Raw genomic sequence first — 24026 nt, 5'->3', positions numbered from 1 at the left:
TCGCCATTTAACTTTAGGCAACAAATGCTCTCGTAAACCCTTAAAATTTATGTCATAAACAATGGCTATACCTGTACTGACGCTTTATTTTCTGTCAGATAACATCATTAGAAGGAATTCTTATGTCTCAGACTGTTCACTTTCAGGGCAACCCTGTAGCGGTTGCAGGTCAGTTCCCGCAGCCGGGCGATAGCGTTAACGCTTTTACCCTCGTGGCGAAAAACCTGTCTAACGTTTCACTCTCTGAGTATGCAGGAAAACGCAAGATTCTGAATATTTTTCCCAGCGTCGATACCGGCGTGTGCGCCTCTTCGGTGCGCAAGTTTAACCAGTTAGCGGGCGAACTGAATAACACGGTGGTGTTATGTATTTCCGCCGACCTGCCCTTTGCTCAATCGCGTTTTTGTGGCGCAGACAACCTCAACAACGTGGTTACGCTGTCAACGCTGCGCGGCGAGGAATTCAAAAAAGATTTTGGCGTGGAAATTGCTGATGGTGCCCTTCAGGGTCTGACGGCCCGTGCCGTTATCGTACTGGATGAGCATGACAAAGTGCTTTACAGCCAGCTGGTGAATGAGATCACCACTGAACCCGATTATGATGCCGCACTCGCTGCGCTGAAATAATGGCCACAGCGGATAAGCCAGACTTATCCGCTGCGTTTTATTCGTTGTCGCCGCGCTTCTGCCCCAGACCGTACTCTCGCAGTTTATTGGCAATGGCGGTATGGGAAACCCCCAGTCGTTTTGCCAGTTTGCGCGTGCTCGGATAAGACAAATATAACCGCGTCAAAATAGATCGTTCAAAGCGGCTGGTGATCTGATCCAGCGTGCCTTCCATCGCTTCTTCCCCCAGTGACACATCCAGCGCCTGTTCCGGCAAGACGATATCCTGCGGCCGTAACTCATGGCCTTCCAACTGGGTTAATGCACGATACAAGGCATTTTTTAGCTGCCGCACGTTTCCGGGCCAGTTATAGCGCATCAGAAAAGCATTCAGCTGTGAGGAAAGACGCGGCCGTGGAATGCCCTGTTCATCGGCGAAACGCGCCACGAACATTTCCGTTAGCGGCATAATGTCCTGAACGCGCTCGCGCAGCGGCGGCAGATTCAGCGTAAGCACATTCAGGCGATAGAAAAGGTCTTCCCTGAACTCGCCGCGCTGAACCAGCTCAAACAGGTTCTTCTGGGTGGCGCAGATCACGCGGACATTCACGTGTACCTCATGCTCCTCACCGACGCGGCGGAAAGTGCCATCGTTCAGAAAACGCAGCAGCTTCGTCTGCATAGTGGGTGACATCTCGCCAATTTCATCCAGCAGCACCGAGCCACCGTTTGCCTGTTCGAAAAAGCCTTTTTTGCCCTCCAGCGCATTGGGATAGGCCCCGGCTGCGTGACCAAAAAGCTCACTTTCCGCTACGTCATCCGGCAGCGATGCACAGTTAAGCGCCAGAAAAGGCATCTTTCCGCGTGCGCTGCGTAAATGACAGGCCCGCGCCAGCATGTCTTTGCCCGTGCCGGTGTCGCCGATAATCAGCAGCGGTGCATCGTGCATCGCGAGCTTGCGCGCCTGTTCCACGACCTGCCGCATCCTGGGCGTAACGGCGACAATATGATCGAACTCGGTTTCATCGGTCACCACCAGGTTCTGCAGTTGTCGCCCCATACGGGCAGTAGACTTCAGCATCACCATTGCGCCGACGAGCTGGTCGGCCTGGTCGTTGTCCTCTGACAGGTAAATCGGGTGTGCTTCCATCAGGAAGTCGCGCCCTTCTATCACCACATGTTGCGCCTGCGCCTGAACGCGATCGCTCTCCAGCCAGCGCGCAAAATTAAAACCGTTAATCAGGTGGTCGGCGGTAAAATTGCGGATCTTGTTTTCATCAAGATTAAACAGGTTTTGCGCCGCCGGGTTCGCCAGCTCAACCTTCGTTCTCAAATCGACCGAAAATACCGGCTCTGGCATGGCAACCAGCAAGGCGCTGAGTACCCGATGTTCACGTTCAGACGGCATATAGGGGACCGTGCGGACATCGGTGACGCCGGGTGTACGACGGATTTCCGCCATCAGATTACTGAACTGTTCGAATTCAAGCGTGGAGAAATTGAGATAGATACGGCCTGAGGCGGCGACTTCAATGCCGCGAAGATCGATACTGCGCGCCACCAACAGGTCGAGCAATTCACGCGCCAGTCCGATACGGTCCTGACAAAACACTTCTAAACGCATTGCGTGGGCCTTAATCCGTTTGATATGTCGCGATAATACGCTAAACAGCCCGTCCGCAGAAAGGGGGCTGTCAGGAAAAGTTGACAGCGTTAACGCAAGCGCGTTTTTTTTAAACGTCCGTCGCGCGTGGCGCGCCATAACGCCTTGAGTTTTCGACGTCTTTCGCAGTTAATCTTCCCAGTATCCCGGAACGGCCTCCCGCAGATTAGGCGCGCTAAACAGGGGACGTTAAATAACGGTCCCCATCTATAGTCAGTTTTGCGGATGTTTATTCCCGCCCTTTTGTAGCGCGTCTTTCAACTGCCCTAACAGCTCCCGGCGGTAATCGCCGAGACGAGGTTTATCATTTTCCAGCCAAGGTAAAGGCCGACACAGCTCCATCGCTTTGATACCCAGCCGGGCGGTGAGCAGCCCCGCACCAATGCCCTGCGCGGCACGCGTCGACAGGCGGGCCGCGATGTCCTGCGACATCCAGTCCATTCCGACCTCGCGCACCAGCTCTGAGGCCCCGGCAAACGCCATGTTAAGCAGCACCAGTCGGAACAGGCGCAGTCGACTAAAATAGCCCAGCTCAATACCGTAAATGGCCGCAATGCGGTTGACCAGCCGCAGGTTACGCCAGGCGATAAAGGCCATATCGACCAGTGCCAACGGGCTGACAGCGATCATCAGCGCCGATTCGGCAGCATGGCGGCTGATTTCCCGCCGGGCCTGGCGATCAAGAACCGGCTGCACCAGTTGGGCATAGAGCCGGACCGTTTCACCATCATTGTGGGTTTCGTGAAGCGAGGCATGCCAGCGTTGCAGCGCTGGATGAGCCTGATCCAGTTCGGCCTGACGCGCCAGTTTTTCACAAAAAGCCCGCCCCTGGCCCACGCCGTGGCTGTTAAGCAGTTCCCGGCCCCGATCGCGCTCTTCCGCACGCTGCCGCAGTTGATATAAGCGGCGCCATTCCTGGGTCAGCGCGCCCACACCGGCCAGAACAATCAGTCCGCCGGCGACGCCGCTGCCCAGCGCAAACCAGTCCTGCGCCAGCCAGGCATTGTGGCTCCACTGCACGCCCTGCGCCACAACACTGACGCCAAACAGCGCCAGGCCTGCGCCCACCATTTTGCGCCACAGGCTGCGTTTAGGTTTCAGCGCGGCCTCGACGGCTCTTTCCCCTGCGCTTTCTTCTTCAACCGTCGCGTCGCTGTCTTGCACAGCCAAAAAAGCGGCCTGGGCATCGTCTTCAAACGTTTGAGCAGGCCGCAGCACACTTTCGGGCTTATCCTCCAGCGGGTGGGCAAAATCGATACGCGGTTTTAACGGATCGCTCATCGCAATTTATCTCCCAGTAAAAATTCCAGCGCCGCATCCATGCGGATATGCGGCAGTGGGCGATCGATATCCAGCTGCTGTGGGCGAAACTGCTCAAACTGAAAGCCTTGCTGCTGCCAGAACGCGCTGCCCGGTAGCCGGGGCGGAACGTCACCCGGATAAACGGTTAATGCCTCGCCATCCTGCAGGCGATGACCGCGAAGTGCCGGGATCTTTTCGCCACGGTGATCGATCAGCCCGCTTTGTGTGGCCTGAACCGAGGCCAGGCCAATACAGTCCATGCTGATGCCTTCGAACGCGGCGTTTTGCCAGGCGTCCTGCACAAGCTGCTGCAGCAAAGAGACCATATTGCCGTGCTGGTCGCTGGTGATGTGATCGGCTTTGGTCGCAGCAAATAACAGCTTATCGATGACGGGTGAAAACAGTCGTCGGAACAGCGTACGCTGCCCGTAATGAAAGCTCTGCATCAGTTGCGTTAATGCCAGCCGCATATCATTAAACGCCTGCGGCCCGCTGTTGAGCGGCTGCAGGCAGTCCACCAGCACGATCTGGCGATCAAAGCGCAGAAAATGATTTTTATAGAAGTCTTTTACGACATGCTGGCAGTAGTAATTGAATCGCTGCTGCAGCATGGCAAAGTTACTGCCTTTATCGGCCTGCGCCAGCTTCGCCGCCTGGGCTTCATCGTCAGTTGGCCAGGGAAAAAACTGTAGCGCTGGCGCACCGGCCATATCGCCAGGCAGAACAAAACGTCCCGGCTGAATGAAGTGCAGCCCTTCCGCTTTACACTGATGCAGGTAGTCAGTCCAGGCCGCAGCGATGTCGGCCAGGCGGTTCTCATCCGCCGGAGCGAAAGGATCAAGCGTTTGACTCAGTGCACGCCATGGCGCGGCCCAGCTGGCGCGATCGCCCTGTAATAAGCCGTTCATCTGCCGCGACCAGGTCAGATAATCCTGTGCCAGCATAGGCAGATCGAGCAGCCACTCACCCGGGTAATCGACGATTTCAAGATAGAGCGTGGCGGTGTCTTTGAGATGGCGGAGTAACGAATCGTTGGGGCGATAACGCAGTGCCAGGCGCATTTCACTCACGCCTCGCGTCGGGGTTGGCCAGGCAGGCGGTGTGTTGTAAAGCTGCGCCAGCCCCTCATCGTAGGTAAAACGCGCCGTGCCCATGTCTCGCTGGGGGACGCGTTTCACGCCCAGCAGGCGCTCATCGCGCACCACGGAAAACAGCGGCAGTCGGGCACCGCTGTGAACAGACAGGAGCTGGTTAACCAGCGAGGTAATGAAGGCCGTTTTGCCACTGCGGCTTAATCCGGTTACCGCCAGACGAAGATGGCGATCGACGCCGCGGTTCATCAATGCCAGCAATTCAGTTTGCAGTCTTTTCATCTTTCTCCTTGATGAAGCGTGATGCCACAGTGTTCATCACGCGTTTCAGCAGTGGCTCAAGCGCCAGTCCTAACAGAATACGCAACGGACGACGCGCCACCGATTTCACCGCCCAGCCGGTCACGCCCGCAGGACCATAAGTTATCGCATTGATAATGATAAATTTAGCGGCGGACTTCAACGCAGGTGTTGCGCGATGACGAAAAGCCGCAGTGCGTGAAACAGTCATCACTTCCTCCAAACGGTTCACAAACGGGCCAGACACTGGCCCGCTGCAGAACAACGATTAAATCTGACGGAAACGACTGCGCACGCTGAAGGTTTCAGAGGTGATGTAACGTTCAATATCCCGAACATTACGCTCATCCTGTTGCAGTGTCGTTTCCAGTTGGTCCAGCAGTTCACCGGCGCTGGGCGCGTATTCCCCGTTATCCACGTCGGCCGGTTTAACGTCCAGCACAAAACCCAACACGAAATAGGCGATCACGGTAAACACAAACAGACCAAAGAACAGTGACAAGACGACAATGATGCGAAGCAGTCGTACCGGAACGTCAAGGTATTCGGCTAAACCGGCACACACGCCCATCAGCTTCCCTTCGTCAGGCTTACGCCATAACTTGCGGCCTTTCATCATGGCTGCCTCCAGTTAGGATGTTCAGCATCGAGAATGGCTTCAAGCGCTTCAATGCGCTCCCGCATGCGCTGGGCATCTTTGGTTACCTGTTGCAGACGCTGCATCTGACTCTGCGACAGATCGGTGCCCCCGTTGCGTTTGTTACTGTAGTGTAGCCATAGCCAGACGGGTGCCACAAACAGCACAAATATCGTTAATGGAATGGCTAAAAATAATGCGCTCATTGACTCTCCTTAATCCTGTCCAGCAGAAAGCGGCGTCTTATTCGCTGCGGTTCATTTTGGCTTTCAGCGCGTTCAGTTGCTGACTGATTTCGTCATCCGCTTTCAGATCGGTAAACTGCTGATCCAGGGTTTTCGGTTTGCCAAAACCGTGGCTCTCTGCTTCTGCTTCCATGTGATCGATGCGACGCTCAAAGGATTCAAAACGCGCCATCGCTTCATCAATTTTACCGCCGTCCAGCTGACGGCGGACATCGCGTGAAGACGATGCCGCCTGGTGGCGCAGCGTAAGAGCCTGCTGGCGTGCGCGGGTTTCGCTCAGCTTTTTCTCCAGCTCGGTGATTTCGCCTTTCATGCGAGCCAGCGTCTCTTCAACCTGGTCAACTTCCTGTTTCAGGGTGGCGATCAGATCGGTGAGTTTCTGCTTTTCGATCAGCGCGGAGCGGGCCAGATCCTCTTTGTCTTTACGCAGAGCCAGTTCAGCCTTGTCCTGCCATTCGGCCTGCTGTAGCTCTGCCTGCTCAATCCGCCGTGCCAGCTGTTTCTTCTCTGCCAGGGCGCGCGCAGAGGTGGAGCGGACTTCAACCAGCGTATCTTCCATTTCCTGAATCATCAGGCGCACCAGCTTCTGCGGATCTTCTGCACGCTCCAGCAGGGAATTAATGTTGGCATTAACGATGTCAGCGAAACGCGAAAAAATACCCATAATGATGTTCCTCTTGATTGTCATAGTTTCAACTTGCTGCTCTGGTTAATTCAAGATGCGTGCCAACTTTTATCTTATTGATTTTTATTGTATTGATGGCTTTGCAGTTTTTTTTATCTGTTCTAAGATAGTTAAATTGATTAATCAGTGGCGAAATTCATCATGTCTCCTAACAACGATAACCTGCTGGGCGAATCGAACAACTTTCTGGAAGTGCTGGAGCAGGTATCGAAACTCGCACCGCTGGAAAAACCGGTTTTGGTCGTGGGCGAACGCGGTACCGGTAAAGAGCTGATCGCCAGTCGTCTGCACTATCTGTCCGATCGCTGGCAGGGCCCTTTTATCTCGCTCAACTGTGCCGCGCTAAATGAAAACCTGCTGGATTCGGAGCTGTTTGGACATGAGGCAGGCGCCTTTACCGGCGCGCAAAAGCGTCACCTGGGCCGTTTTGAACGGGCAGACGGCGGCACGCTGTTCCTTGATGAGCTGGCAACCGCCCCGATGCTGGTTCAGGAAAAACTCCTGCGGGTTATTGAATACGGTCAGCTTGAACGCGTAGGCGGGAATCACGTTTTTCAGGTGAATGTGCGCCTGATTTGCGCCACCAATGAAGACCTGCCCGCGCTGGCCGCCGCCGGGAAGTTTCGTGCCGATCTGCTCGATCGTCTGGCGTTCGATGTGGTTCAACTGCCGCCGCTCCGCGAGCGCCGTAGCGATATTCTGGTGATGGCGGACCATTTCGCCATCCAGATGTGCCGGGAGTTGACCTTGCCCCTGTTTCCCGGTTTTACTCAGCAGGCTCAGCAAACCTTACTGGAACACCCGTGGCCGGGTAACGTGCGTGAGCTAAAAAACGTCGTTGAGCGGTCGGTCTATCGCCATAACACCAGCGATGAACCTCTGGATAACATCATTATCAACCCGTTTGAACGACGCACCGCCCCCGAAGATGCCCCGCCGCCTGCCCTGGTGCCGGATGCGGCATCGGCCCTGCCTTCTTTACCGCTTGACCTGCGTCAGTGGCAGAATCAGCAGGAGCACGATGTGGTAGAAATCAGCTTACAACAGGCGAAGTACAATCAACGTCGTGCCGCCAGCTTACTGGGTGTGACCTACCACCAGCTCAGAGCGATGATGAAAAAGCACGGGATTCAGGCGCGAGACGGACAAGCATAAAGGATCTGGCCGGTTCCGATACGTGGCAAGGCATTGTTTTTCTGCGGCATTTTCCGCGGGCGATTCTTTGATACGACTGAGACAAGAGAGTGAGTCAGAAAGCGGGCGGGAGCCTAAAAAAGGGCCCGCCGAAGCGGGCAACTGGAAGCAATGTGAGCAATGTCGTGCTCTTCTTCGGTAGAGCCACCGTCGAAGCGCAGCTGAATAATAATCATTCCTGTTCGCATCTGTAAAGCCTTATTGAGAACTTTTCTCATTTCCACATCAACGCTATGCCTTTATTTTTCACGCAACTCCGCGTGCTTACGCGTCATTTGCGTCTCTGCGTAAATAGACCATGTCACGTAACTGTACGCCCTCTTCGATAATCGGTTTGTCATCATTGTCCGTGAAAAAATCCTTGATCCAGTGTGACTCGCGAAACCGCTTTTATGATAAAAACGGAGTATGCCTGGCACGTCCCCGGTGTCGACGTACATCGTCTTTCACGCTTTTAAAAACGTCTCTGCAAGATAAGCCAGCATCGCGCGTCCATAGCCTTTACCCTGATCTGCCGGGCAGGTCGCCATATTTTTAAGCTCGCATTCCGTCTCGTTTAAACGCGTCACCACGGCAATGCACTTCACTCCGTTATCCCACAGCCTGAACATGCGTCCGCTGGCAAGATAGCGGTCAATCATATCTTCCTGTTCATCGGCCAACCGCAATAGCGGCAGGTAGATTTTTTTATTTTCCGTCACTTCATCAATAGTCATGGGTGCTTTCCTCCTGTGCCATCGACACAAACAGGTTCTGCCTGAGTAAAAACTGATCGCGATCGGCAGCGGCAGCCAATCCCACTTTTACGCTGGTGCGCGCGCAAAGAGCTGGCAATCGCTGATGCGTATTTGGGGCCAGGCCCGCTTTGCGATACACTCTGCCTAATGCCTGAGAATCGTTGAGTTCTATGTTAAAACTAATTCCTTCGCTGTTACTGAGTCTCAGCGTGTTGAGCGCGCCTGTGTGGTCTGCGCCGACGCTGGCGGGTGATATCCGTCAAAGCGGATTCGTCTATTGCGTTAACGGCACGCTGAATACCTTCAATCCGCAGATGGCCAGCAGTGGTTTAACGGTGGATACGCTGGCTGCGCAGCTGTACGACCGCCTGTTAGATGTGGATCCTTACACCTACCGGTTGAAGTCCGATCTGGCTGCCAGTTGGGACGTGCGTGATAACGGTGCCACTTACCGTTTTCACCTGCGTCATGGGGTGCAGTTCCAGCACACCGCAACCTTTAAACCCACCCGCGCCATGAATGCGGATGACGTGGTATTCAGCTTTGCCCGCATGTTCGATCGCAAACATCCCTGGCATAACGTCAACGGTGGCTATTACCCCTATTTCGACAGCCTGCAGTTCGCCGATTCCGTTCAGAGCATTAAAAAAATCGATAACGATACCGTCGAATTCCGTCTGAATAGTCCGGACGCCTCTTTTCTCTGGCACCTGGCGACGCACTACGCGCCCGTTTTGTCGAAAGAGTATGCTGACAGCCTGGATAAAGTGGGCCGCCAGGAAGAGCTGGATCGTTTACCTGTCGGCACCGGTCCTTTCCAGTTGAGTGAATACCGCAGCGGGCAATATATTCGTCTGGCGCGTAACCCGCATTACTGGAAAGGCGTGCCGCGCCTGCAGCAGGTGGTTATCGACCTCGGAGCCGGCGGAACAGGCCGTTTATCGAAGCTGCTTACGGGCGAATGCGACGTGCTCGCCTATCCTGCCGCCAGCCAAATATCCATTCTGCGTGACGATCCCCGACTGCGCATGACGCTGCGGCCCGGGATGAACATCGCCTATTTAGCATTTAATACCCGAAAACCGCCGCTCGACAGGCCGGAAGTCCGTCACGCACTGGCGCTGGCGATGAATAATGAGCGTCTGATGGAATCTATCTATTACGGCACTGCCGAGACGGCTGCATCCATACTGCCTCGCGCGTCCTGGGCTTACGATACCGATGCCAGCATTACCCCTTACGATCCCAAAAAGGCCAAAGAAGCGCTGGAAGCCGCTGGCGTCCACGATCTTCATCTGCGCCTGGTCGTGCCCGCGGCCTCGCAGTCCTGGAACCCTGCGCCGCTGAAAACGGCAGAGCTTATCCAGGCTGACCTTGCGCAAATTGGCGTACAGGTCACCATCGTGCCGGTTGAGGGGCGTTTTCAGGAGGCGCAGCTGATGGCAATGAACCACGATCTGACGCTGGCGGGCTGGGCAACTGACAGTAACGATCCCGACAGCTTCTTTCGTCCGCTGCTCAGCTGCGCCGCCATCAGTTCGCAGACCAACTATGCTCACTGGTGTTCACCCACGTTTGACGACACGCTGAAAAATGCCCTGTTGTCACAGCAGCTGTCGGGGCGTATTGAAAATTATGATAAAGCCCAGCAGATTCTGGCGCGCGAGCTGCCCGTTCTGCCGCTGGCTTCATCTTTGCGTCTGCAAGCCTATCGGCATGATATTAAAGGTCTGGTTTTGAGTCCGTTTGGCAATGCGTCATTTGCCGGCGTGTATCGTGATGAGCGAGAGGAACGTTAAGTGGTCATCTATATCCTGCGTCGCCTGGTATTGCTGGTGATTACCTTGTTTTTTCTTTCGCTGGTGAGCTTCAGCCTGAGCTATTTCACCCCTAACGCGCCGCTGGAAGGCGCATCGCTGTTCGATGCTTGGTGGTTCTGGTTTAAAGGCATGCTGCAGCTGGACTTTGGGGTTTCCAGCACCAATGGCCAGGAAATTGGCGTACAGCTGCGTGAGGTGTTTCCCGCTACGATGGAGCTGTGCCTGATGGCCTTTAGCTTAGCGCTGATCGTCGGGATTCCGCTGGGCATTTGCGCCGGTGCGATGCGGCATAAATGGCAGGATAAACTGATCAGCGCTCTCGCCCTGTTAGGGTTCTCGATTCCTGTGTTCTGGCTTGCCCTGCTATTTACGCTGTTTTTTTCGTTGACGCTGGGCTGGCTGCCGGTTTCCGGCCGCTACGATTTGCTCTATCCGGTCCAGAACATTACCGGCTTTGCCTTGATCGATGCCTGGCTCAGCCCCTCGCCGTGGCGGAATGAAATGATGATTAGCGTGCTGATGCATCTGATTTTGCCGGTGACCGTTCTGGCCATGGCGCCAACGACCGAGATCGTGCGTTTATTGCGTATCAGCACCATCGATGTCGTGGATAAAAGCTATGTGAAGGCGGCCGCCACCCGTGGGTTATCCCGTTTTACCGTGATTCGCCGCCACGTTCTGCATAATGCCCTTCCGCCCGTCATTCCACGCCTGGGTCTGCAGTTTTCCAGCATGTTAACGCTGGCGATGATCACGGAAATGGTCTTCAACTGGCCCGGCCTGGGGCGCTGGCTGATTAACGCTATCCGCCAGCAGGATTATGCGGCGATATCGGCCGGTGTGATGGTGACCGGCGGCGTGGTGATTGTGGTGAATGTGCTATCGGACATTGTCGGTGCGGCGCTGAATCCGCTGAAACATAAGGAATGGTATGCCCTACGATAACATCTACGCCGAAAAACGCCTGCCGAGCGCATTTCGTCAGAGCTGGCACCATTTTTATAGCGACATGCCTGCGATGATAGGTCTGTACGGCTTTGGCGCACTGCTGCTGCTCTGTCTGTTTGGGCATTTCCTGGCACCTTATCCCATCGACCAGCAGTTTTTGGGCTACCAGCTGTTACCGCCCTCCTGGTCACGCTACGGTGAAGTGTCGTTCTTCCTTGGAACAGACGATTTAGGGCGTGATTTACTCAGCCGTCTGCTCAATGGCGTGGCCCCGACAGTGGGTTCAGCCATTGTCGTTACGCTGTTTGCCACTTTCTGGGCACTGGTACTCGGTATCGTGGCGGGCATGACGCACGGCGTGCGCTCTGCCGTGCTGAATCACGTGCTGGACACGTTACTGTCAATTCCTTCTCTCCTGCTGGCCATCATCGTGGTGGCCTTTCTCGGCCCACGCCTTGAACATGCGTTGCTGGCGGTCTGGCTGGCGCTGATGCCAAGGCTGGTGCGGGAAATTTACAGCGCCGTTCATGATGAACTGGAAAAAGAGTATGTGGTGGCGGCGCGTCTCGATGGGGCGACCAGCATTAATATTATGTGGCATGCGATTCTCCCTAACGTGTTACCGATGCTGATCAGCGAAATTACGCGTGCGCTCTCCATGGCCATTCTTGATATTGCCGCCCTGGGATTTCTCGACCTTGGCGCGCAGTTGCCCTCACCGGAATGGGGCGCGATGCTGGGCGATTCCCTGGAGCTGGTCTACGTGGCCCCCTGGACCGTGATGTTGCCCGGTGCGGCGCTTATGCTAAGCGTATTAGTGGTTAACCTGCTCGGTGATGGCATTCGTCGGGCCGTCGAGGCGGGAGTGGAATAATGCCGTTACTGGATATTCGTAATCTGACGATTGAATTTATGACCGCGGACGGGCCGGTTAAAGCGGTCGATCGCGTTAATTTGTCCCTCAGTGAAGGCGAAATTCGCGGTCTGGTCGGGGAGTCCGGTTCGGGTAAGAGCCTGGTGGCCAAGGCGATTTGCGGCGTGACTAACGACAACTGGCGCGTTACCGCAGACCGCATGGTCTTTGATGACGTTGATCTGCTGCGTCTGTCTGCCCGTGAGCGCCGCCGCATCGTGGGTCATAACGTATCGATGATTTTTCAGGAGCCGCAATCCTGTCTCGATCCCTCTGAAAGTGTCGGGCGTCAGCTGATGCAGGCGATTCCGCGCTGGACCTATAAAGGCCCGTGGATGAAGCGTTTTTGGTTCTGGCGTAAAACCCGGGCGATTGAACTGCTGCATCGGGTGGGCATTAAGGATCATAAAGACATCATGCGCAGCTTTCCCTATGAGTTAACCGAGGGCGAGTGCCAGAAAGTTATGATCGCCATCGCGTTGGCGAATCAGCCCCGCCTGCTGATTGCGGATGAGCCAACGAATGCGATGGAGCCTACAACCCAGGCGCAGATATTCCGCCTGCTGAGCCGTCTTAACCAGAACAACAACACCACCATTTTATTGATCAGCCACGATCTGCGCACGATGAGCCAGTGGGCTGACCGCATTAACGTCATGTACTGCGGCCAGACGGTCGAAACGGCGCAAAGCGAAGACCTGATGACGACCCCGCATCATCCCTATACTCAGGCTTTGATTCGCGCCATGCCTGATTTTGGTCGTCCGCTGCCGCACAAAAGCCGGCTGAACACCTTATCCGGCGCGATTCCGTCGCTGGAGAGCCTGCCGATTGGCTGTCGCCTGGGACCACGCTGTCCCTACGCGCAGCGTAAGTGCATTGAAACGCCGCGGCTGACGGGCACCCGCTCGCACCTGTACGCCTGCCACTTCCCGCTTAACGTTGAGGGCCAATAACATGGAAACGTTGCTGGAAGTCCGCAATCTCAGCAAAACCTTTCGCTACCGCACCGGCCTGTTTCGCCGCCAGCACGTTGAAGCCGTTAAATCCGTCAGCTTTACGCTGCGTGAAAAGCAGACCCTGGCGATTATCGGCGAGAACGGATCGGGTAAATCGACCCTGGCGAAAATGCTTAGCGGCACCGTTGCCCCCAGCGACGGGGAGATCATCATTGACGATCATCCGCTCAGCTTTGGTGATTACGGCTATCGTAGCCAACGCATTCGCATGATTTTTCAGGATCCGTCAACGTCGCTCAACCCGCGCCAGCGCGTGAGCCAGATTCTGGATCTGCCGCTGCGCCTGAATACCGGGCTGGATGCTGAGGAACGGGAAAAACGCATCATTGCAACGCTGCGTCAGGTGGGATTGCTGCGCGATCACGCGGGTTACTATCCCCACATGCTGGCACCGGGCCAAAAACAGCGCCTTGGGCTGGCACGGGCCTTGATCCTGCAGCCCAAAGTGATTGTGGCCGACGAGGCGCTGGCCTCTCTGGATATGACCATGCGCTCTCAACTGGTCAATCTGATGCTGGAACTCCAGGAAAAACACGGCATTGCTTATATTTATGTGACCCAGCATCTTGGCATGATGAAGCACATCAGCGATAAAGTACTCGTCATGCATCACGGTGAAGTGGTGGAACGCGGCGGAACGGCAGACGTGCTCGCCTCGCCGCTGCACGAGATGACCAAACGCCTGATCAACAGCCATTTTGGCGAGGCGCTGACCGCCGAAGCCTGGCGGCGTGAGCGTTGATTTTGCGGCATATTGTGGAAAACGCTGAGCGGTTTTCCTGATTTCAAGCAGACGTGCTAGAATCCGCACGTCGATTAACGTCGGTCGTCTATTATTTAAACAACGCGACCGCCAACTACCATGACCATAAGGATTACAGCTATGGGTTTTCTTTCCGGTAAGCGCATTCTGATTACTGGTGTTGCCAGTAAACTTTCCATCGCCTACGGTATTGCACAGGCGATGCGCAAACAGGGCGCAGAACTGGCTTTCACCTACCAAAACGACAAACTGAAAGGTCGTGTGGAAGAGTTTGCCAAAGATTTGGGTTCTGACATTGTGCTGCCATGTGATGTTGCAGAAGATGAAAGCATCAAATCCCTGTTCGTTGAGCTGGCAAAAACCTGGCCGAAATTTGACGGTTTCGTGCACTCCATTGGCTTCGCCCCTGGCGACCAGCTGGATGGCGATTACGTCAATGCCGTAACCCGCGAAGGTTTCAAAATCGCACATGACATCAGCGCCTACAGCTTTGTTGCAATGGCAAAAGAGTGCCGTGCGATGCTGAACCCTAACTCCGCCCTGCTGACGCTGTCTTACCTGGGTGCAGAGCGCGCTATCCCTAACTACAACGTAATGGGCCTGGCGAAAGCGTCCCTTGAAGCAAACGTCCGTTACATGGCGAACGCGATGGGTCCTGAAGGCGTGCGTGTTAACGCCGTGTCTGCGGGTCCAATTCGTACCCTGGCGGCATCGGGCATCAAAGATTTCCGTAAGATGCTGGCCCACTGTGAAGCGGTCACCCCGATTCGTCGTACCGTCACCATTGAAGACGTAGGTAACTCTGCGGCCTTCCTGTGTTCCGACCTTGCGGGTGGGATCACCGGTGAAATCGTTCACGTTGACGGCGGTTTCAGCATCGCTGCGATGAATGAACTGGAACTGAAATAAGTTTCCTCACGGGCGAGCGTTGCTCGCCCTGCGCGCCCCCTGTCCGATCCCCGCGTTATTCCTTATCGCTATTAATTATCACCGATTGGTCTTTTGCCCTGACCTGCCCGTGGGCGACGATAAGTCAGCCCTGCGGCCTGCGACTGAATCACCGCATGCGCCGCATCAGATTTTGCAAAAGGACTGATGATGCAACAACGCCGCTATCCCGGCCAGGACCACTGGTTTTATGAAAGTCAGACCAGTCCGCGCAGCGTACAGGCTGCCCCGCTTTTTCCAGAAGCCGCCCATGTCGATGACCGGTTTTTGCTGGGGTTAGCACAGGACGCTTCTGTTATTCAGCCTTTACTTCAGGCCGACCAGCCCGCCATACAGATCGCCCATCACGTTGTTGACCAGCTGTTTCCCGACCAGATTGAAACCACACTGACCCATACGCTTACGCTGTATGACCGGCTAAGCACCGCCTTGACGGTGGCTCAGGTGGCAGGCATTCAACGCCTGTGTAACCACTATTCCGCCCGCCTCAATCCCCTGCCGGGTCCTGATTCCTCTCGTGAAAGCAACAATCGCCTGACGCAAATTACGCAATATGCCCGCCTGCTGGCGATGCAGCCCGCATTAATTACGGCGGAGAGCATCCGCGCGCTGCATGCGGTAGGGCTGAGCGAAGCCGATATCGTCACACTTAACCATCTGGTGGGCTTTGTCTGCTATCAGGCGCGCGTCATCGCCGGGATTCATGCTCTGCTGGAACGGCCGGTGCGCTGGATGCCGGGTATGTCACCGGCTCCTGACGCCGATGTGGCGACGTTTGCCCAGCCCTGCGCGTGGCAGCCTGTGCTGACGCCGCTGGAGCCGCGCTATGCCAGCGAGGCGCAACATGCCGCTGTCGCCGCGTGTCAGCATGCGCCGGTGCTTAAAGATACAGTCTGGCTGCTGGCTCACGCGCCTGCGCTGCTGCAAAGCTGGTTTGCCCTGCGTCAACAGCTGCAAGATGGCGCAAGCGCAAGCGTCGAGGCGACCGCCGCCCGGATACTGGGCAGCCGCTGGATCTGGCAGCATGCTGCAGATGCAGAGAAGCGAATGAGTCAGGCGGACGAGGCGAAAACCGACAGTGAGCAGCAGGCTCTCATTACACTAACCGCTCAGCTCACCCGCCAGCCAGAGCGCGTCAGTGCGCTCGATCTGCAACCGCTGGCGCAAGCTGGCTGGTCGCATGCCAGGCAGTTCAGCGTGATACAGGCTATCGCGCTGGCCAACTGGAACAGCCGTTTGTTTTATGCCTGTGGTGAAGCCAGCTAGCTGGCCAGATAGCTTCGCGCTTCGTCATAAAAATGCTGTGCGAGCGGCGTGGCCCGGCCAGGCTCTGCGATCACCAGCGCGGCCTGACGCGCCATTTTTGGCATCGAAATAGTGCGCTTTTCCAGGCCGTGTAAGGATTCAGGCAGCAAATGGCCCCGTGGCGAGATCAGAACACCCAGACCGACCTGGGTACACTGCAACAGCTGCATGACAGAGGCGCTTTCAACCACCACGCGCGGCACCAGCGCAGCATCGCGAAACGTCATATCCAGATAGCGGCGAAAATAACGGGTTGGCTCCGCCAGACACAGCGGCTGCTGCGCCAGCGTTGGCAGGTCAAGCGTTTCATGGGCGCATAACGGGGGGAAATGGGCGGGATGAAAAACCGCCTCAACGCCGCTATCCGCCAGCAGCGATGCCTGAAAATGCAGTTCCCGCAGCGTCGCCATTTCAAAAAAGCCAATGCCGACATCAACCGTGTGGCTGTTCAGCGCGTCCAGCAGTTGATCGGCACTTAACACGGCAATGCGGTAATCCAGCTGCGGATAGCGAGTCTGCACCGCTTTTAACAGCTCTGCCAACGAAACGCTGCACTGCGGGACCACACCGAGGCGAAGCGTACCGTTCACGCCGTGTTTTAACGACTCGACCTCCAGCTTCAGCCCCTGATAAACCGAAACGATTTCCCGTGCCCATGCCAGCACCCTGTCGCCCTCCGGCGTGAAACCGGCAAAGTTGTTACTGCGGTTGATCAGCGACAGGCCCAGTTCACGCTCCAGGTTTTTTAACCGCATCGATAAGGTTGGCTGGCTGACAAAGCTGGCTTCGGCGGCACGACCAAAATGGCGTTCGCGTTCGAGATTGCAGAGATAGATGAGTTGCTTGATATCGATTTTCTTTTACCCGCCGTCACACCGTTCTAATGAACACCTATTATGTGCCGATGGGTTAACAGATTGCCAGTCGGAGATAGCATTGTGGTAAAGAGATCGCGGGCGCTTGCGGTTTCGTGCATGCGGCGTAGTGTGGAAGCGCTATTAAGACGGCGGTACATCAGACAATCAAGTGGAGAACGCCCCATGTGGGCAATAGATTGGGGTTATTGTTGATCTTAACATTGTATTATTTGTAATTTTATTGGTGTTTCCCTGGTATTGCGACACTCACTTCGTGGGATACGGCCAGGCGTGATCAATCCCTGTGGAAGACAGGACGCCGGTAGCCAGTAAATAAATCACCACCAACGCAAAGAATATAATTGCTGATATTTCAACGATTTTAATCAGACTGTGTTTAGCCATTAATAACCCCCTTTTGATTGCGTGTATTTGACCTTCACCTCTTACCTTAGAGTGTTACCGGTAAAGTACAAGCCCCGTTCACAAAATGAAACATAAAGCCCTGCTTATATATTGTGACCAGTTTGTTACAAGCGTACGGATTGTCGCGGAGGCGCGCTTTAAGGGGACAATGGACACTGAGCAGGAAGGCGGGCAATGCACAGGAGTGACAAACGGCAAAGGCACCGTGCTCGCACCTTTGCCGGGTGAAGGGGGATTATCCGACGCCCAACGCTGATTTCACCTCTTGTGCGATTTTCTCAACCTGTGGGCCATAAATCACCTGCACATCCTGTTCGCTCACGCGGTTAATACCATTCGCGCCGGTACGCATTAACGTCTGATCCGCCACTTCTTTCATGTCTTTGACGCGAACCCGCAAACGCGTGAAGCAGCAATCGACATCCTCTATATTGGCCGCCCCGCCCAGTCCGCTGATGATCACGTTAGTGCGCTCGCTGGCTTCAACAAGCTGGGGTTTTTCATCGTCCGTTTCCCGCCCGGGCGTTTCGACATGCATGCGCGTAATCACATAACGAAACGCGTAGTAATAAACAGGTGCGTAGATTGCCCCAAGCACCAGCGTCCACCACCAGTGGGTTTTACTGCCACCCAGCACGCCGAAGACCACCAGATCGATAATGCCGCCCTGCACGTTACCAATCATCAGATGTAGCATGGACATCAGCATAAATGACAGGCCCGTTAGAAATGCATGCAGCAGATAGAGCACCGGCGAAACAAAAATAAAGCAGAACTCCAGCGGTTCGGTGATCCCGGTGGTAAAGGACGTCAGCGCGCCGGCCATGACCAGCGCCTTAACGCGCTGTTTATGCTCAGGCCTTGCGGTGTGATAGATCGCCAGGGCCGCGGCCGGCAGGCCAAACATCATGACCGGTATTTTTCCCTGCGCCAGAAACTGCGTGGCGGTGCGGAGCGTCGCATCAGGAATCATCCCGGGATGGGTCAGCGAGGTATTGAAGATATTCAACGCACCAACAATCGTCTGCCCGTCCACGATGGCCATACCGCCGATGGGCGTAAAGCGTACGGTTTCATTCAGGATGTGATGGAGGCCCGTCGGGATCAGAATACGTTCTGAAGCGCCCAGCAGGAACGCACCATACTGCCCGCTCCGACCGATCATCTGTCCTACCCAGGCAATACCTTCACCGATAGTGGGCCAGACGAGCGCCAGAAGCACGCCGATCAGCGGCAGGAAAACCACCGTCACGATGGGCACAAAACGGCGTCCGCCAAAGAAACTGATCGCTGTGGGGAGTTGCTGCGTATAAAAGCGGTTATGCAACATGACGGTAAGCAGTCCGGCAATCACGCCGCCCAGCACGCTCATGTTATAGGTGAAGATGCCCAGCATCTGGATATATTCTGCCGAGGTCATCATGGCCGTGGTTTGATCCATTCCGGCCTGCTGCAGCGCCTGAGGTGTGGTCGTGGCGGCGGTAATGCCCCTGGCGGCCAGCGTGGCGTTAATGCCGACATTCATGGCGATATAGCCGATAACTGCGGCAAAGGCTGCCGTCGGCTTTTCCGCTTTTGCCAGCCCGATGGCGCTGGCCACGGCAAAGAACAGCGGCAGATTAGCAAAGAGCGCGCCTGCGACTTTGCGAATAAACCCGATGATAAGCTGGGCAACCTGCATCTGTGCGAAGGCTTCACCGGTGACGGCGGGATTCTGCATGGCGGCTGCCAGCCCCAGAAAGATGCCGGCCGCCGCAATCACCGAAATCGGCATCATCAACGCCTTGCCAAACGCATGGATCTGGCTGGTCAGTTGTTTCATGGTGTCGCGCCCTTTTCTGTTTTAAACAGCAAGTATTAGCGCGATGTGCCGATAACACCCGTTATGGCAAGGTTACGAAAAGGTAAAACATGAACACCATCACACTTGGCGTGCCCCACGATAAACGCCAGCTATCGCACCATTAAGCCAATCAATTAGACAAGCTTTGTCGTGAATAGCACACTAATCTTTACCATCAGGATATATCCTTGCAACATTCGTCCAACATAAAAATAAGCCTGCACACATGATGAAATTTAAGCGTCAAATTAAGCCATACCGTGCCGCAGCGGGCGGCTGGGGTTCACTGGAAGCCACCACACGTTTTGTTTTCGACAGTAAAGCTGCGCTGAAAAATTTGCGTAACCTCATGCGCATGAACAAAGCACGCGGCTTCGACTGCCCGGGCTGTGCCTGGGGCGATGACAATAAAAGTACCTTTAGCTTCTGCGAAAACGGTGCAAAAGCCGTCACCTGGGAAGCCACGCGCCGCGTTGTTGATACCGACTTTTTTGCCAAACACAGCGTGGCAACCCTGTATGCACAAAGCGACTATTTTCTGGAATATCAGGGCCGCCTGACACATCCGTTGCGCTACAACGCCGAAAGCGATCATTACGAACCCATCAGCTGGGATGATGCCTTTGCGCTCATCGCACAACATATTAAAGCGATGGATAACCCGGATCAGATGGAGCTTTACACCTCTGGTCGCGCCAGTAATGAAGCCTCCTGGCTTTATCAGCTGTTCGGCCGCATGTTGGGCACCAATAACTTCCCGGACTGCTCCAATATGTGTCACGAGGCAAGCGGTGCGGGCCTGAAACGCAGCATCGGCGTGGGTAAAGGCACCATCCGTCTTGACGATTTTGACCATGCCGATGCCATTTTTGTCTTTGGCCAAAATCCAGGGACAAACCATCCGCGCATGCTGCACAGCCTGCGTCACGCCGCCGACCATGGCGCAAAAATCGTGACCTTTAACACGCTACGCGAGCGCGGTCTGGAACGTTTTGCCGATCCGCAAAAGCCGCTGGAAATTGTCACGTCTAAAGCGGGCACCATCAGCTCTGCCTATTACCAGCCGCATCTGGGCGGTGATATGGCTGCCGTTCGCGGCATGGTGAAAGCCCTGCTGGAAACGCATCGTGCACGCCTTGCGGCGGGCGAAAGCGGCCTGTTCGACCAGGCTTTCCTGAATGCCAAAACCCATGGCGTTGAGGCCTATTTTGAAGCAGTTGATAACACCGACTGGATGCAGATTGTGGCGCAGTCCGGCCTGACAGAGGCGCAAATCCGCGAAGCGGCGGCAATTTATCAGAGTGCCGATCGGGTTATTTGCACCTGGGCGATGGGCATCACCCAACACAAGCATTCGGTTGATACCGTGCGTGAAATCACCAACCTGCAGCTGCTGTTTGGGCAGTTAGGCAAAAAAGGGGCGGGCCTGTGCCCTGTTCGCGGTCACAGTAATGTTCAGGGTAACCGCACCATGGGCATTGATGAAAAACCGGCTAAGCCTTTCCTCGACGCGCTGGGTCAGCACTTTGGCTTCGAACCCCCGCGTGCTGCAGGCCACAATACTGTTGAAGCGCTCAACGCCATGCTGCGTGATGAAATCAAAGTGCTTATCGCGCTCGGGGGCAACCTCGCAGCGGCGGCACCGGATTCTCCGCGTACCGAAGAAGCCTTGTCCCGTTGTGGTCTGACGGTGCACATCAGCACCAAGCTTAACCGCAGCCACCTCGTGCCGGGTCATGAAGGACTGATTCTGCCTACGCTGGGCCGCACCGAGCGCGATCTGCAGGCTACGGGTAACCAGTTCATTACGGTCGAAGACTCCTTCAGCATGGTTCATGCCTCTGAAGGCGTGGGGATTCCGTTGGCGGAGACGCAGCGTTCTGAAACCTCAATTGTGGCGAGTATTGCTCACGCGGTTCTCGGTGATGACAAGGTGAAGTGGTTAGATCTGGCGGCGGATTACAACCTGATTCGCGATCATATCGCGGCAACGATTCCGGGTTTTGCCGACTTCAATACCAAATGCGATCAGCCTGGCGGGTTCTATCTTGGCAACGCGGCGGCAGAACTGCGTTTTAATACGCCGACCGGCAAGGCTGAGTTTAGCCCTGCTGCGCTGCCCCACTCGCTGTTTCCGCAGTTGGATCAGGACGTGCCCTTCACGCTGCAAACGCTGCGTTCGCACGATCAGTACAACACGACGATCTACGGTCTCGACGACCGCTATCGCGGCGTTTACGGTCAGCGCGAAGTCGTCTTCATCAACCCCGATGACATGGCTGAATTAGGGTTCAGCGAAGGGCAGAATGTGGATATTGAAACGCTGTGGAATGATGGCGTCACGCGTCGCGTCAGCGGCTTCAAGCTGGTGCCTTATAACATTCCTCGCGGCAACCTGGCCGCCTACTATCCTGAAACCAACCCGCTGGTTCCGTTAAACAGCTTCGGTGATATCAGCGGCACGCCCACCTCAAAATCCGTGCCGGTTAAGCTCGAACTGACGCAGGCGCTGGCAACCCAACGCATCGCCTGATTCAGGCTTTTCTCCAGGCAAAAAGCCGGTTCGTCCGGCTTTTTGCCTTGCCGCGAGACCCCGATTCGCGTAAAACTGTCAGCCGCTATTAGGCCACGAAACGTAAAAATCATGTTCCAGGATAATCCGCTGCTTGCGCAGCTTAAAGAGAAGCTTCACTCGCAAACGCCCCGTGCAGAAGGCGTTGTTAAAGGCACCGAAAAGGGATTCGGCTTTCTGGAAGTCGATGCACAGAAAAGTTATTTCATCCCGCCGCCACAGATGAAAAAAGTGATGCATGGCGACCGTATCGTTGCCATCGTCCACAGCGATAAAGATCGCGAAAGTGCCGAGCCTGAAACGCTGGTCGAGCCCTTTCTGAGCCGTTTTGTTGGCCGCGTGCAGAAAAAAGATGACCGCCTTTCTATCGTGCCCGATCATCCTCTGCTCAAAGACGCGATTCAGTGTCGTCCGGTCCGTGGACTGAGCCATGATTTCCAGAATGGCGACTGGGCCGTGGCAGAAATGCGTCGCCATCCCTTAAAAGGCGACCGTGGCTTTTATGCCGAACTCACCGAATTTATCGTTAAAGCCGACGACCACCTTGCACCGTGGTGGGTGACACTGTCACGTCATAATCTGGAGCGCGAAGCGCCAGAAATCGGCTTTGGCGAGATGCTGGACGAAAGCCTGACGCGTGAAGACCTGACCGCGCTGGATTTTGTGACCATCGACAGCTCCAGCACGGAAGATATGGACGATGCGCTGTATGCTGAAGCGCTGGACGATGGCGCCCTGCGTCTCACTATCGCCATTGCCGATCCGACCGCTTATGTTGCCGAAGGCAGCGAGCTGGATAAGCTGGCGGCGCAGCGTGCCTTTACCAACTACCTGCCGGGCTTCAATATTCCCATGCTGCCGCGCGAGCTGTCTGACGATGTCTGCTCGCTGCGCCCTGACGTGCGTCGGCCGGTTCTGGCCTGCCGCGTGACCGTGGCTCAGGATGGAAGCCTGGCGGACGATGTGCAGTTCTTTGCGGCCTGGATCGAGTCCAAAGCCAAGCTGGTGTACGACGAGGTTTCAGACTGGCTGGAAAACAGTGGCGAATGGCAACCACAGAGCGACGCGATTGCTGACCAGATTCGTCTGCTGCACCGCCTGTGCCTGTCACGCGCCGAGTGGCGTCAAAAGCACGCGCTGGTGTTTAAAGATCGCCCGGACTATCGTTTCCTGCTGGGCGAAAAAGGCGAAGTGCTGGAAATCGTCGCCGAACCGCGCCGCATAGCGAACCGGATGGTTGAAGAAGCGATGATTTTGGCGAACATCTGTGCCGCCAACGTGCTGCGCGAAAAGCTGGGCTTTGGTATCTACAACGTCCATGCCGGTTTTGACGCAGCAAACGCCGAACAGGCCGCCGCTGTCCTGGCAACTCACGGCATCACGGCCGATCCGCAGGCGATCACCACGCTCGACGGTTTCCGCGTACTGCGTCGTGAGCTGGATGCGCAGCCTACTCAGTTCCTCGACAGCCGCATTCGTCGTTTCCAGACCTATGCAGAGATCACCACCGAGCCGGGCCCGCACTTTGGTTTGGGGCTGGAAGCCTATGCCACCTGGACCTCACCGATTCGTAAGTTTGGCGATATGATCAACCATCGTCTGCTGAAGGCGATCGTGCGCGGCGAACCCATCGGCCGTCCGGACGATGCGCTGACAGTCACCATGAGCGAGCGTCGTCGTCTAAACCGCATGGCCGAGCGCGACGTGGGTGACTGGCTTTATGCCCGCTATCTGTCGCCGTTTGCCGCAACTGACCGCAAGTTTAGCGCAGAAATCATTGATGTATCGCGTGGTGGCATGCGCGTCCGTCTGCTGGAAAATGGCGCCGTCGCGTTTATTCCTGCGCCGTTCCTGCATGCCGTGCGCGATGAGCTGGTGTGCAGCCAGGAAAGCGGTACGGTACAGATAAAAGGTGACGTGGTTTACCGCGTATCCGACGTGATTGACGTGACCATTGCGGAAGTTCGCATGGAAACACGCAGCGTTGTTGCACGCCCTGCCGCCTAAGACACCACCGTCGGGACAGCACAGCCTGCTCCGACGGTCTTTTTTCCTCCGCCTGCCCCTGTATCTTCGCGTTAAATTTGCTCCACGCTTCACAGTTTTATCTTTATTAACTTCCACTTACATTACATTACATTAACGTTAGCTCG

General features: G+C 55.6%; 23 protein-coding genes. 11 read left to right on the top strand and 12 right to left on the bottom strand.

Going from position 1 to position 24026, the window contains the following annotated elements:
- Positions 1-122: 122 nt before the first annotated feature.
- The gene (gene tpx / locus P9J57_RS10055; RefSeq protein WP_483279492.1) at positions 123-626 is read left to right on the top strand and encodes a thiol peroxidase; all 504 of its coding nucleotides are present in this window, start codon (positions 123-125) and stop codon (positions 624-626) included.
- A gap of 37 nt (positions 627-663) precedes the next feature.
- Here the strand turns inward: tpx and tyrR are convergent, their stop codons facing one another.
- The 7 genes from tyrR to pspA form a co-directional block, all read right to left on the bottom strand.
- Positions 664-2229 carry a transcriptional regulator TyrR gene (gene tyrR / locus P9J57_RS10050; protein WP_044042545.1) on the bottom strand — a complete coding sequence of 522 codons (1566 nt, stop codon included), beginning with the start codon at positions 2227-2229 and terminating at the stop codon, positions 664-666.
- Positions 2230-2481: 252 nt separating this feature from the next.
- Positions 2482-3549 carry a YcjF family protein gene (locus P9J57_RS10045; protein ID WP_013025899.1) on the bottom strand — a complete coding sequence of 356 codons (1068 nt, stop codon included), beginning with the start codon at positions 3547-3549 and terminating at the stop codon, positions 2482-2484.
- A complete protein-coding gene (locus P9J57_RS10040) occupies positions 3546-4943 on the bottom strand; it encodes a YcjX family GTP-binding protein (protein WP_483279491.1) in 1398 nt (465 codons plus the stop codon). Before P9J57_RS10040 ends, P9J57_RS10045 begins: the two co-directional genes overlap by 4 nt.
- Positions 4924-5172, bottom strand: coding sequence for a phage shock protein PspD (gene pspD / locus P9J57_RS10035; protein WP_014605759.1), 249 nt, complete (start codon positions 5170-5172; stop codon positions 4924-4926). Before pspD ends, P9J57_RS10040 begins: the two co-directional genes overlap by 20 nt.
- A 57-nt stretch (positions 5173-5229) precedes the next feature.
- The gene (pspC, locus tag P9J57_RS10030) at positions 5230-5580 is read right to left on the bottom strand and encodes an envelope stress response membrane protein PspC (RefSeq protein ID WP_483279490.1); all 351 of its coding nucleotides are present in this window, start codon (positions 5578-5580) and stop codon (positions 5230-5232) included.
- On the bottom strand, positions 5577-5804 hold the full coding sequence (gene pspB / locus P9J57_RS10025) for an envelope stress response membrane protein PspB (RefSeq protein ID WP_013025903.1): 228 nt from the start codon (positions 5802-5804) through the stop codon (positions 5577-5579). The genes pspC and pspB overlap by 4 nt, the downstream gene beginning before the upstream one ends.
- A gap of 37 nt (positions 5805-5841) precedes the next feature.
- Positions 5842-6507 carry a phage shock protein PspA gene (pspA, locus tag P9J57_RS10020; RefSeq protein ID WP_014605758.1) on the bottom strand — a complete coding sequence of 222 codons (666 nt, stop codon included), beginning with the start codon at positions 6505-6507 and terminating at the stop codon, positions 5842-5844.
- A gap of 162 nt (positions 6508-6669) precedes the next feature.
- On the opposite strand from pspA, the gene pspF reads away from it, so the two are divergent.
- Positions 6670-7683 carry a phage shock protein operon transcriptional activator gene (pspF, locus tag P9J57_RS10015; RefSeq protein ID WP_041457657.1) on the top strand — a complete coding sequence of 338 codons (1014 nt, stop codon included), beginning with the start codon at positions 6670-6672 and terminating at the stop codon, positions 7681-7683.
- Between the two features lie 485 nt (positions 7684-8168).
- On the opposite strand, the gene P9J57_RS10010 is transcribed toward pspF, so the two are convergent.
- A complete protein-coding gene (locus tag P9J57_RS10010) occupies positions 8169-8438 on the bottom strand; it encodes a hypothetical protein (protein ID WP_483279489.1) in 270 nt (89 codons plus the stop codon).
- Complete coding sequence (locus tag P9J57_RS10005) at positions 8428-8598, bottom strand: hypothetical protein (protein ID WP_022623206.1); 171 nt, start codon at positions 8596-8598, stop codon at positions 8428-8430. The genes P9J57_RS10010 and P9J57_RS10005 overlap by 11 nt, the downstream gene beginning before the upstream one ends.
- 31 nt (positions 8599-8629) lie before the next feature.
- Between P9J57_RS10005 and sapA the strand changes: the two genes are divergently transcribed.
- The 7 genes from sapA to P9J57_RS09970 all read left to right on the top strand — a co-directional run bounded on the left by sapA (position 8630) and on the right by P9J57_RS09970 (position 16136).
- Positions 8630-10258, top strand: a complete 1629-nt coding sequence (gene sapA / locus P9J57_RS10000; RefSeq protein ID WP_041457658.1) for an ABC transporter substrate-binding protein SapA — start codon at positions 8630-8632, stop codon at positions 10256-10258.
- On the top strand, positions 10259-11224 hold the full coding sequence (gene sapB, locus P9J57_RS09995; RefSeq protein ID WP_013025908.1) for a putrescine export ABC transporter permease SapB: 966 nt from the start codon (positions 10259-10261) through the stop codon (positions 11222-11224).
- Positions 11211-12101 (top strand): putrescine export ABC transporter permease SapC, encoded by an 891-nt coding sequence (sapC, locus tag P9J57_RS09990; protein WP_013025909.1) that lies wholly within the window; start codon positions 11211-11213, stop codon positions 12099-12101. The genes sapB and sapC overlap by 14 nt, the downstream gene beginning before the upstream one ends.
- Entirely contained in the window at positions 12101-13096 is a 996-nt protein-coding gene (gene sapD, locus P9J57_RS09985) for a putrescine export ABC transporter ATP-binding protein SapD (RefSeq protein ID WP_024471798.1), read from the top strand. The genes sapC and sapD overlap by 1 nt, the downstream gene beginning before the upstream one ends.
- Position 13097: 1 nt before the next feature.
- On the top strand, positions 13098-13901 hold the full coding sequence (gene sapF, locus P9J57_RS09980; RefSeq protein ID WP_014605756.1) for a putrescine export ABC transporter ATP-binding protein SapF: 804 nt from the start codon (positions 13098-13100) through the stop codon (positions 13899-13901).
- 141 nt (positions 13902-14042) lie between these two features.
- A complete protein-coding gene (gene fabI, locus P9J57_RS09975; RefSeq protein ID WP_014605755.1) occupies positions 14043-14831 on the top strand; it encodes an enoyl-ACP reductase FabI in 789 nt (262 codons plus the stop codon).
- 189 nt (positions 14832-15020) lie between these two features.
- Positions 15021-16136 (top strand): carboxymuconolactone decarboxylase family protein, encoded by a 1116-nt coding sequence (locus tag P9J57_RS09970; protein WP_022623208.1) that lies wholly within the window; start codon positions 15021-15023, stop codon positions 16134-16136.
- Here P9J57_RS09970 and P9J57_RS09965 read toward each other — a convergent pair.
- The 3 genes from P9J57_RS09965 to P9J57_RS09955 all read right to left on the bottom strand — a co-directional run bounded on the left by P9J57_RS09965 (position 16133) and on the right by P9J57_RS09955 (position 19280).
- Positions 16133-17029: a LysR family transcriptional regulator gene (locus P9J57_RS09965; RefSeq protein WP_210452887.1), complete on the bottom strand. Its 897-nt coding sequence runs from the start codon at positions 17027-17029 to the stop codon at positions 16133-16135. The genes P9J57_RS09970 and P9J57_RS09965 overlap by 4 nt on opposite strands.
- Positions 17030-17299: 270 nt before the next feature.
- Positions 17300-17437 carry a hypothetical protein gene (locus P9J57_RS09960; RefSeq protein ID WP_014605744.1) on the bottom strand — a complete coding sequence of 46 codons (138 nt, stop codon included), beginning with the start codon at positions 17435-17437 and terminating at the stop codon, positions 17300-17302.
- A gap of 256 nt (positions 17438-17693) precedes the next feature.
- Positions 17694-19280, bottom strand: coding sequence for a PTS transporter subunit EIIC (locus P9J57_RS09955; protein ID WP_019105143.1), 1587 nt, complete (start codon positions 19278-19280; stop codon positions 17694-17696).
- A gap of 250 nt (positions 19281-19530) precedes the next feature.
- On the opposite strand from P9J57_RS09955, the gene P9J57_RS09950 reads away from it, so the two are divergent.
- Both P9J57_RS09950 and P9J57_RS09945 read left to right on the top strand, forming a co-directional pair.
- Entirely contained in the window at positions 19531-21834 is a 2304-nt protein-coding gene (locus P9J57_RS09950) for an FdhF/YdeP family oxidoreductase (RefSeq protein WP_105077031.1), read from the top strand.
- Positions 21835-21945: 111 nt separating this feature from the next.
- Complete coding sequence (locus tag P9J57_RS09945) at positions 21946-23880, top strand: exoribonuclease II (protein ID WP_041457661.1); 1935 nt, start codon at positions 21946-21948, stop codon at positions 23878-23880.
- Positions 23881-24026: the final 146 nt, after the last annotated feature.

The organism is Pantoea sp. nfd-35 (assembly GCF_056892255.1).
The sequence above is the reverse complement of the archived record's forward strand: the minus strand, read 5'-3'. Positions and strand labels throughout refer to the sequence as shown.

Coding starts and splice junctions, on each gene's coding strand:
- tpx (WP_483279492.1), top strand. CDS start 123: ATGTCTCAGACTGTTCACTTTCAGGGCAACCCTGTAGCGGTTGCAGGT.
- tyrR (WP_044042545.1), bottom strand. CDS start 2,229: ATGCGTTTAGAAGTGTTTTGTCAGGACCGTATCGGACTGGCGCGTGAA.
- P9J57_RS10045 (WP_013025899.1), bottom strand. CDS start 3,549: ATGAGCGATCCGTTAAAACCGCGTATCGATTTTGCCCACCCGCTGGAG.
- P9J57_RS10040 (WP_483279491.1), bottom strand. CDS start 4,943: ATGAAAAGACTGCAAACTGAATTGCTGGCATTGATGAACCGCGGCGTC.
- pspD (WP_014605759.1), bottom strand. CDS start 5,172: ATGACTGTTTCACGCACTGCGGCTTTTCGTCATCGCGCAACACCTGCG.
- pspC (WP_483279490.1), bottom strand. CDS start 5,580: ATGATGAAAGGCCGCAAGTTATGGCGTAAGCCTGACGAAGGGAAGCTG.
- pspB (WP_013025903.1), bottom strand. CDS start 5,804: ATGAGCGCATTATTTTTAGCCATTCCATTAACGATATTTGTGCTGTTT.
- pspA (WP_014605758.1), bottom strand. CDS start 6,507: ATGGGTATTTTTTCGCGTTTCGCTGACATCGTTAATGCCAACATTAAT.
- pspF (WP_041457657.1), top strand. CDS start 6,670: ATGTCTCCTAACAACGATAACCTGCTGGGCGAATCGAACAACTTTCTG.
- P9J57_RS10010 (WP_483279489.1), bottom strand. CDS start 8,438: ATGACTATTGATGAAGTGACGGAAAATAAAAAAATCTACCTGCCGCTA.
- sapA (WP_041457658.1), top strand. CDS start 8,630: ATGTTAAAACTAATTCCTTCGCTGTTACTGAGTCTCAGCGTGTTGAGC.
- sapC (WP_013025909.1), top strand. CDS start 11,211: ATGCCCTACGATAACATCTACGCCGAAAAACGCCTGCCGAGCGCATTT.
- sapD (WP_024471798.1), top strand. CDS start 12,101: ATGCCGTTACTGGATATTCGTAATCTGACGATTGAATTTATGACCGCG.
- sapF (WP_014605756.1), top strand. CDS start 13,098: ATGGAAACGTTGCTGGAAGTCCGCAATCTCAGCAAAACCTTTCGCTAC.
- fabI (WP_014605755.1), top strand. CDS start 14,043: ATGGGTTTTCTTTCCGGTAAGCGCATTCTGATTACTGGTGTTGCCAGT.
- P9J57_RS09970 (WP_022623208.1), top strand. CDS start 15,021: ATGCAACAACGCCGCTATCCCGGCCAGGACCACTGGTTTTATGAAAGT.
- P9J57_RS09960 (WP_014605744.1), bottom strand. CDS start 17,437: ATGGCTAAACACAGTCTGATTAAAATCGTTGAAATATCAGCAATTATA.
- P9J57_RS09955 (WP_019105143.1), bottom strand. CDS start 19,280: ATGAAACAACTGACCAGCCAGATCCATGCGTTTGGCAAGGCGTTGATG.
- P9J57_RS09950 (WP_105077031.1), top strand. CDS start 19,531: ATGAAATTTAAGCGTCAAATTAAGCCATACCGTGCCGCAGCGGGCGGC.
- P9J57_RS09945 (WP_041457661.1), top strand. CDS start 21,946: ATGTTCCAGGATAATCCGCTGCTTGCGCAGCTTAAAGAGAAGCTTCAC.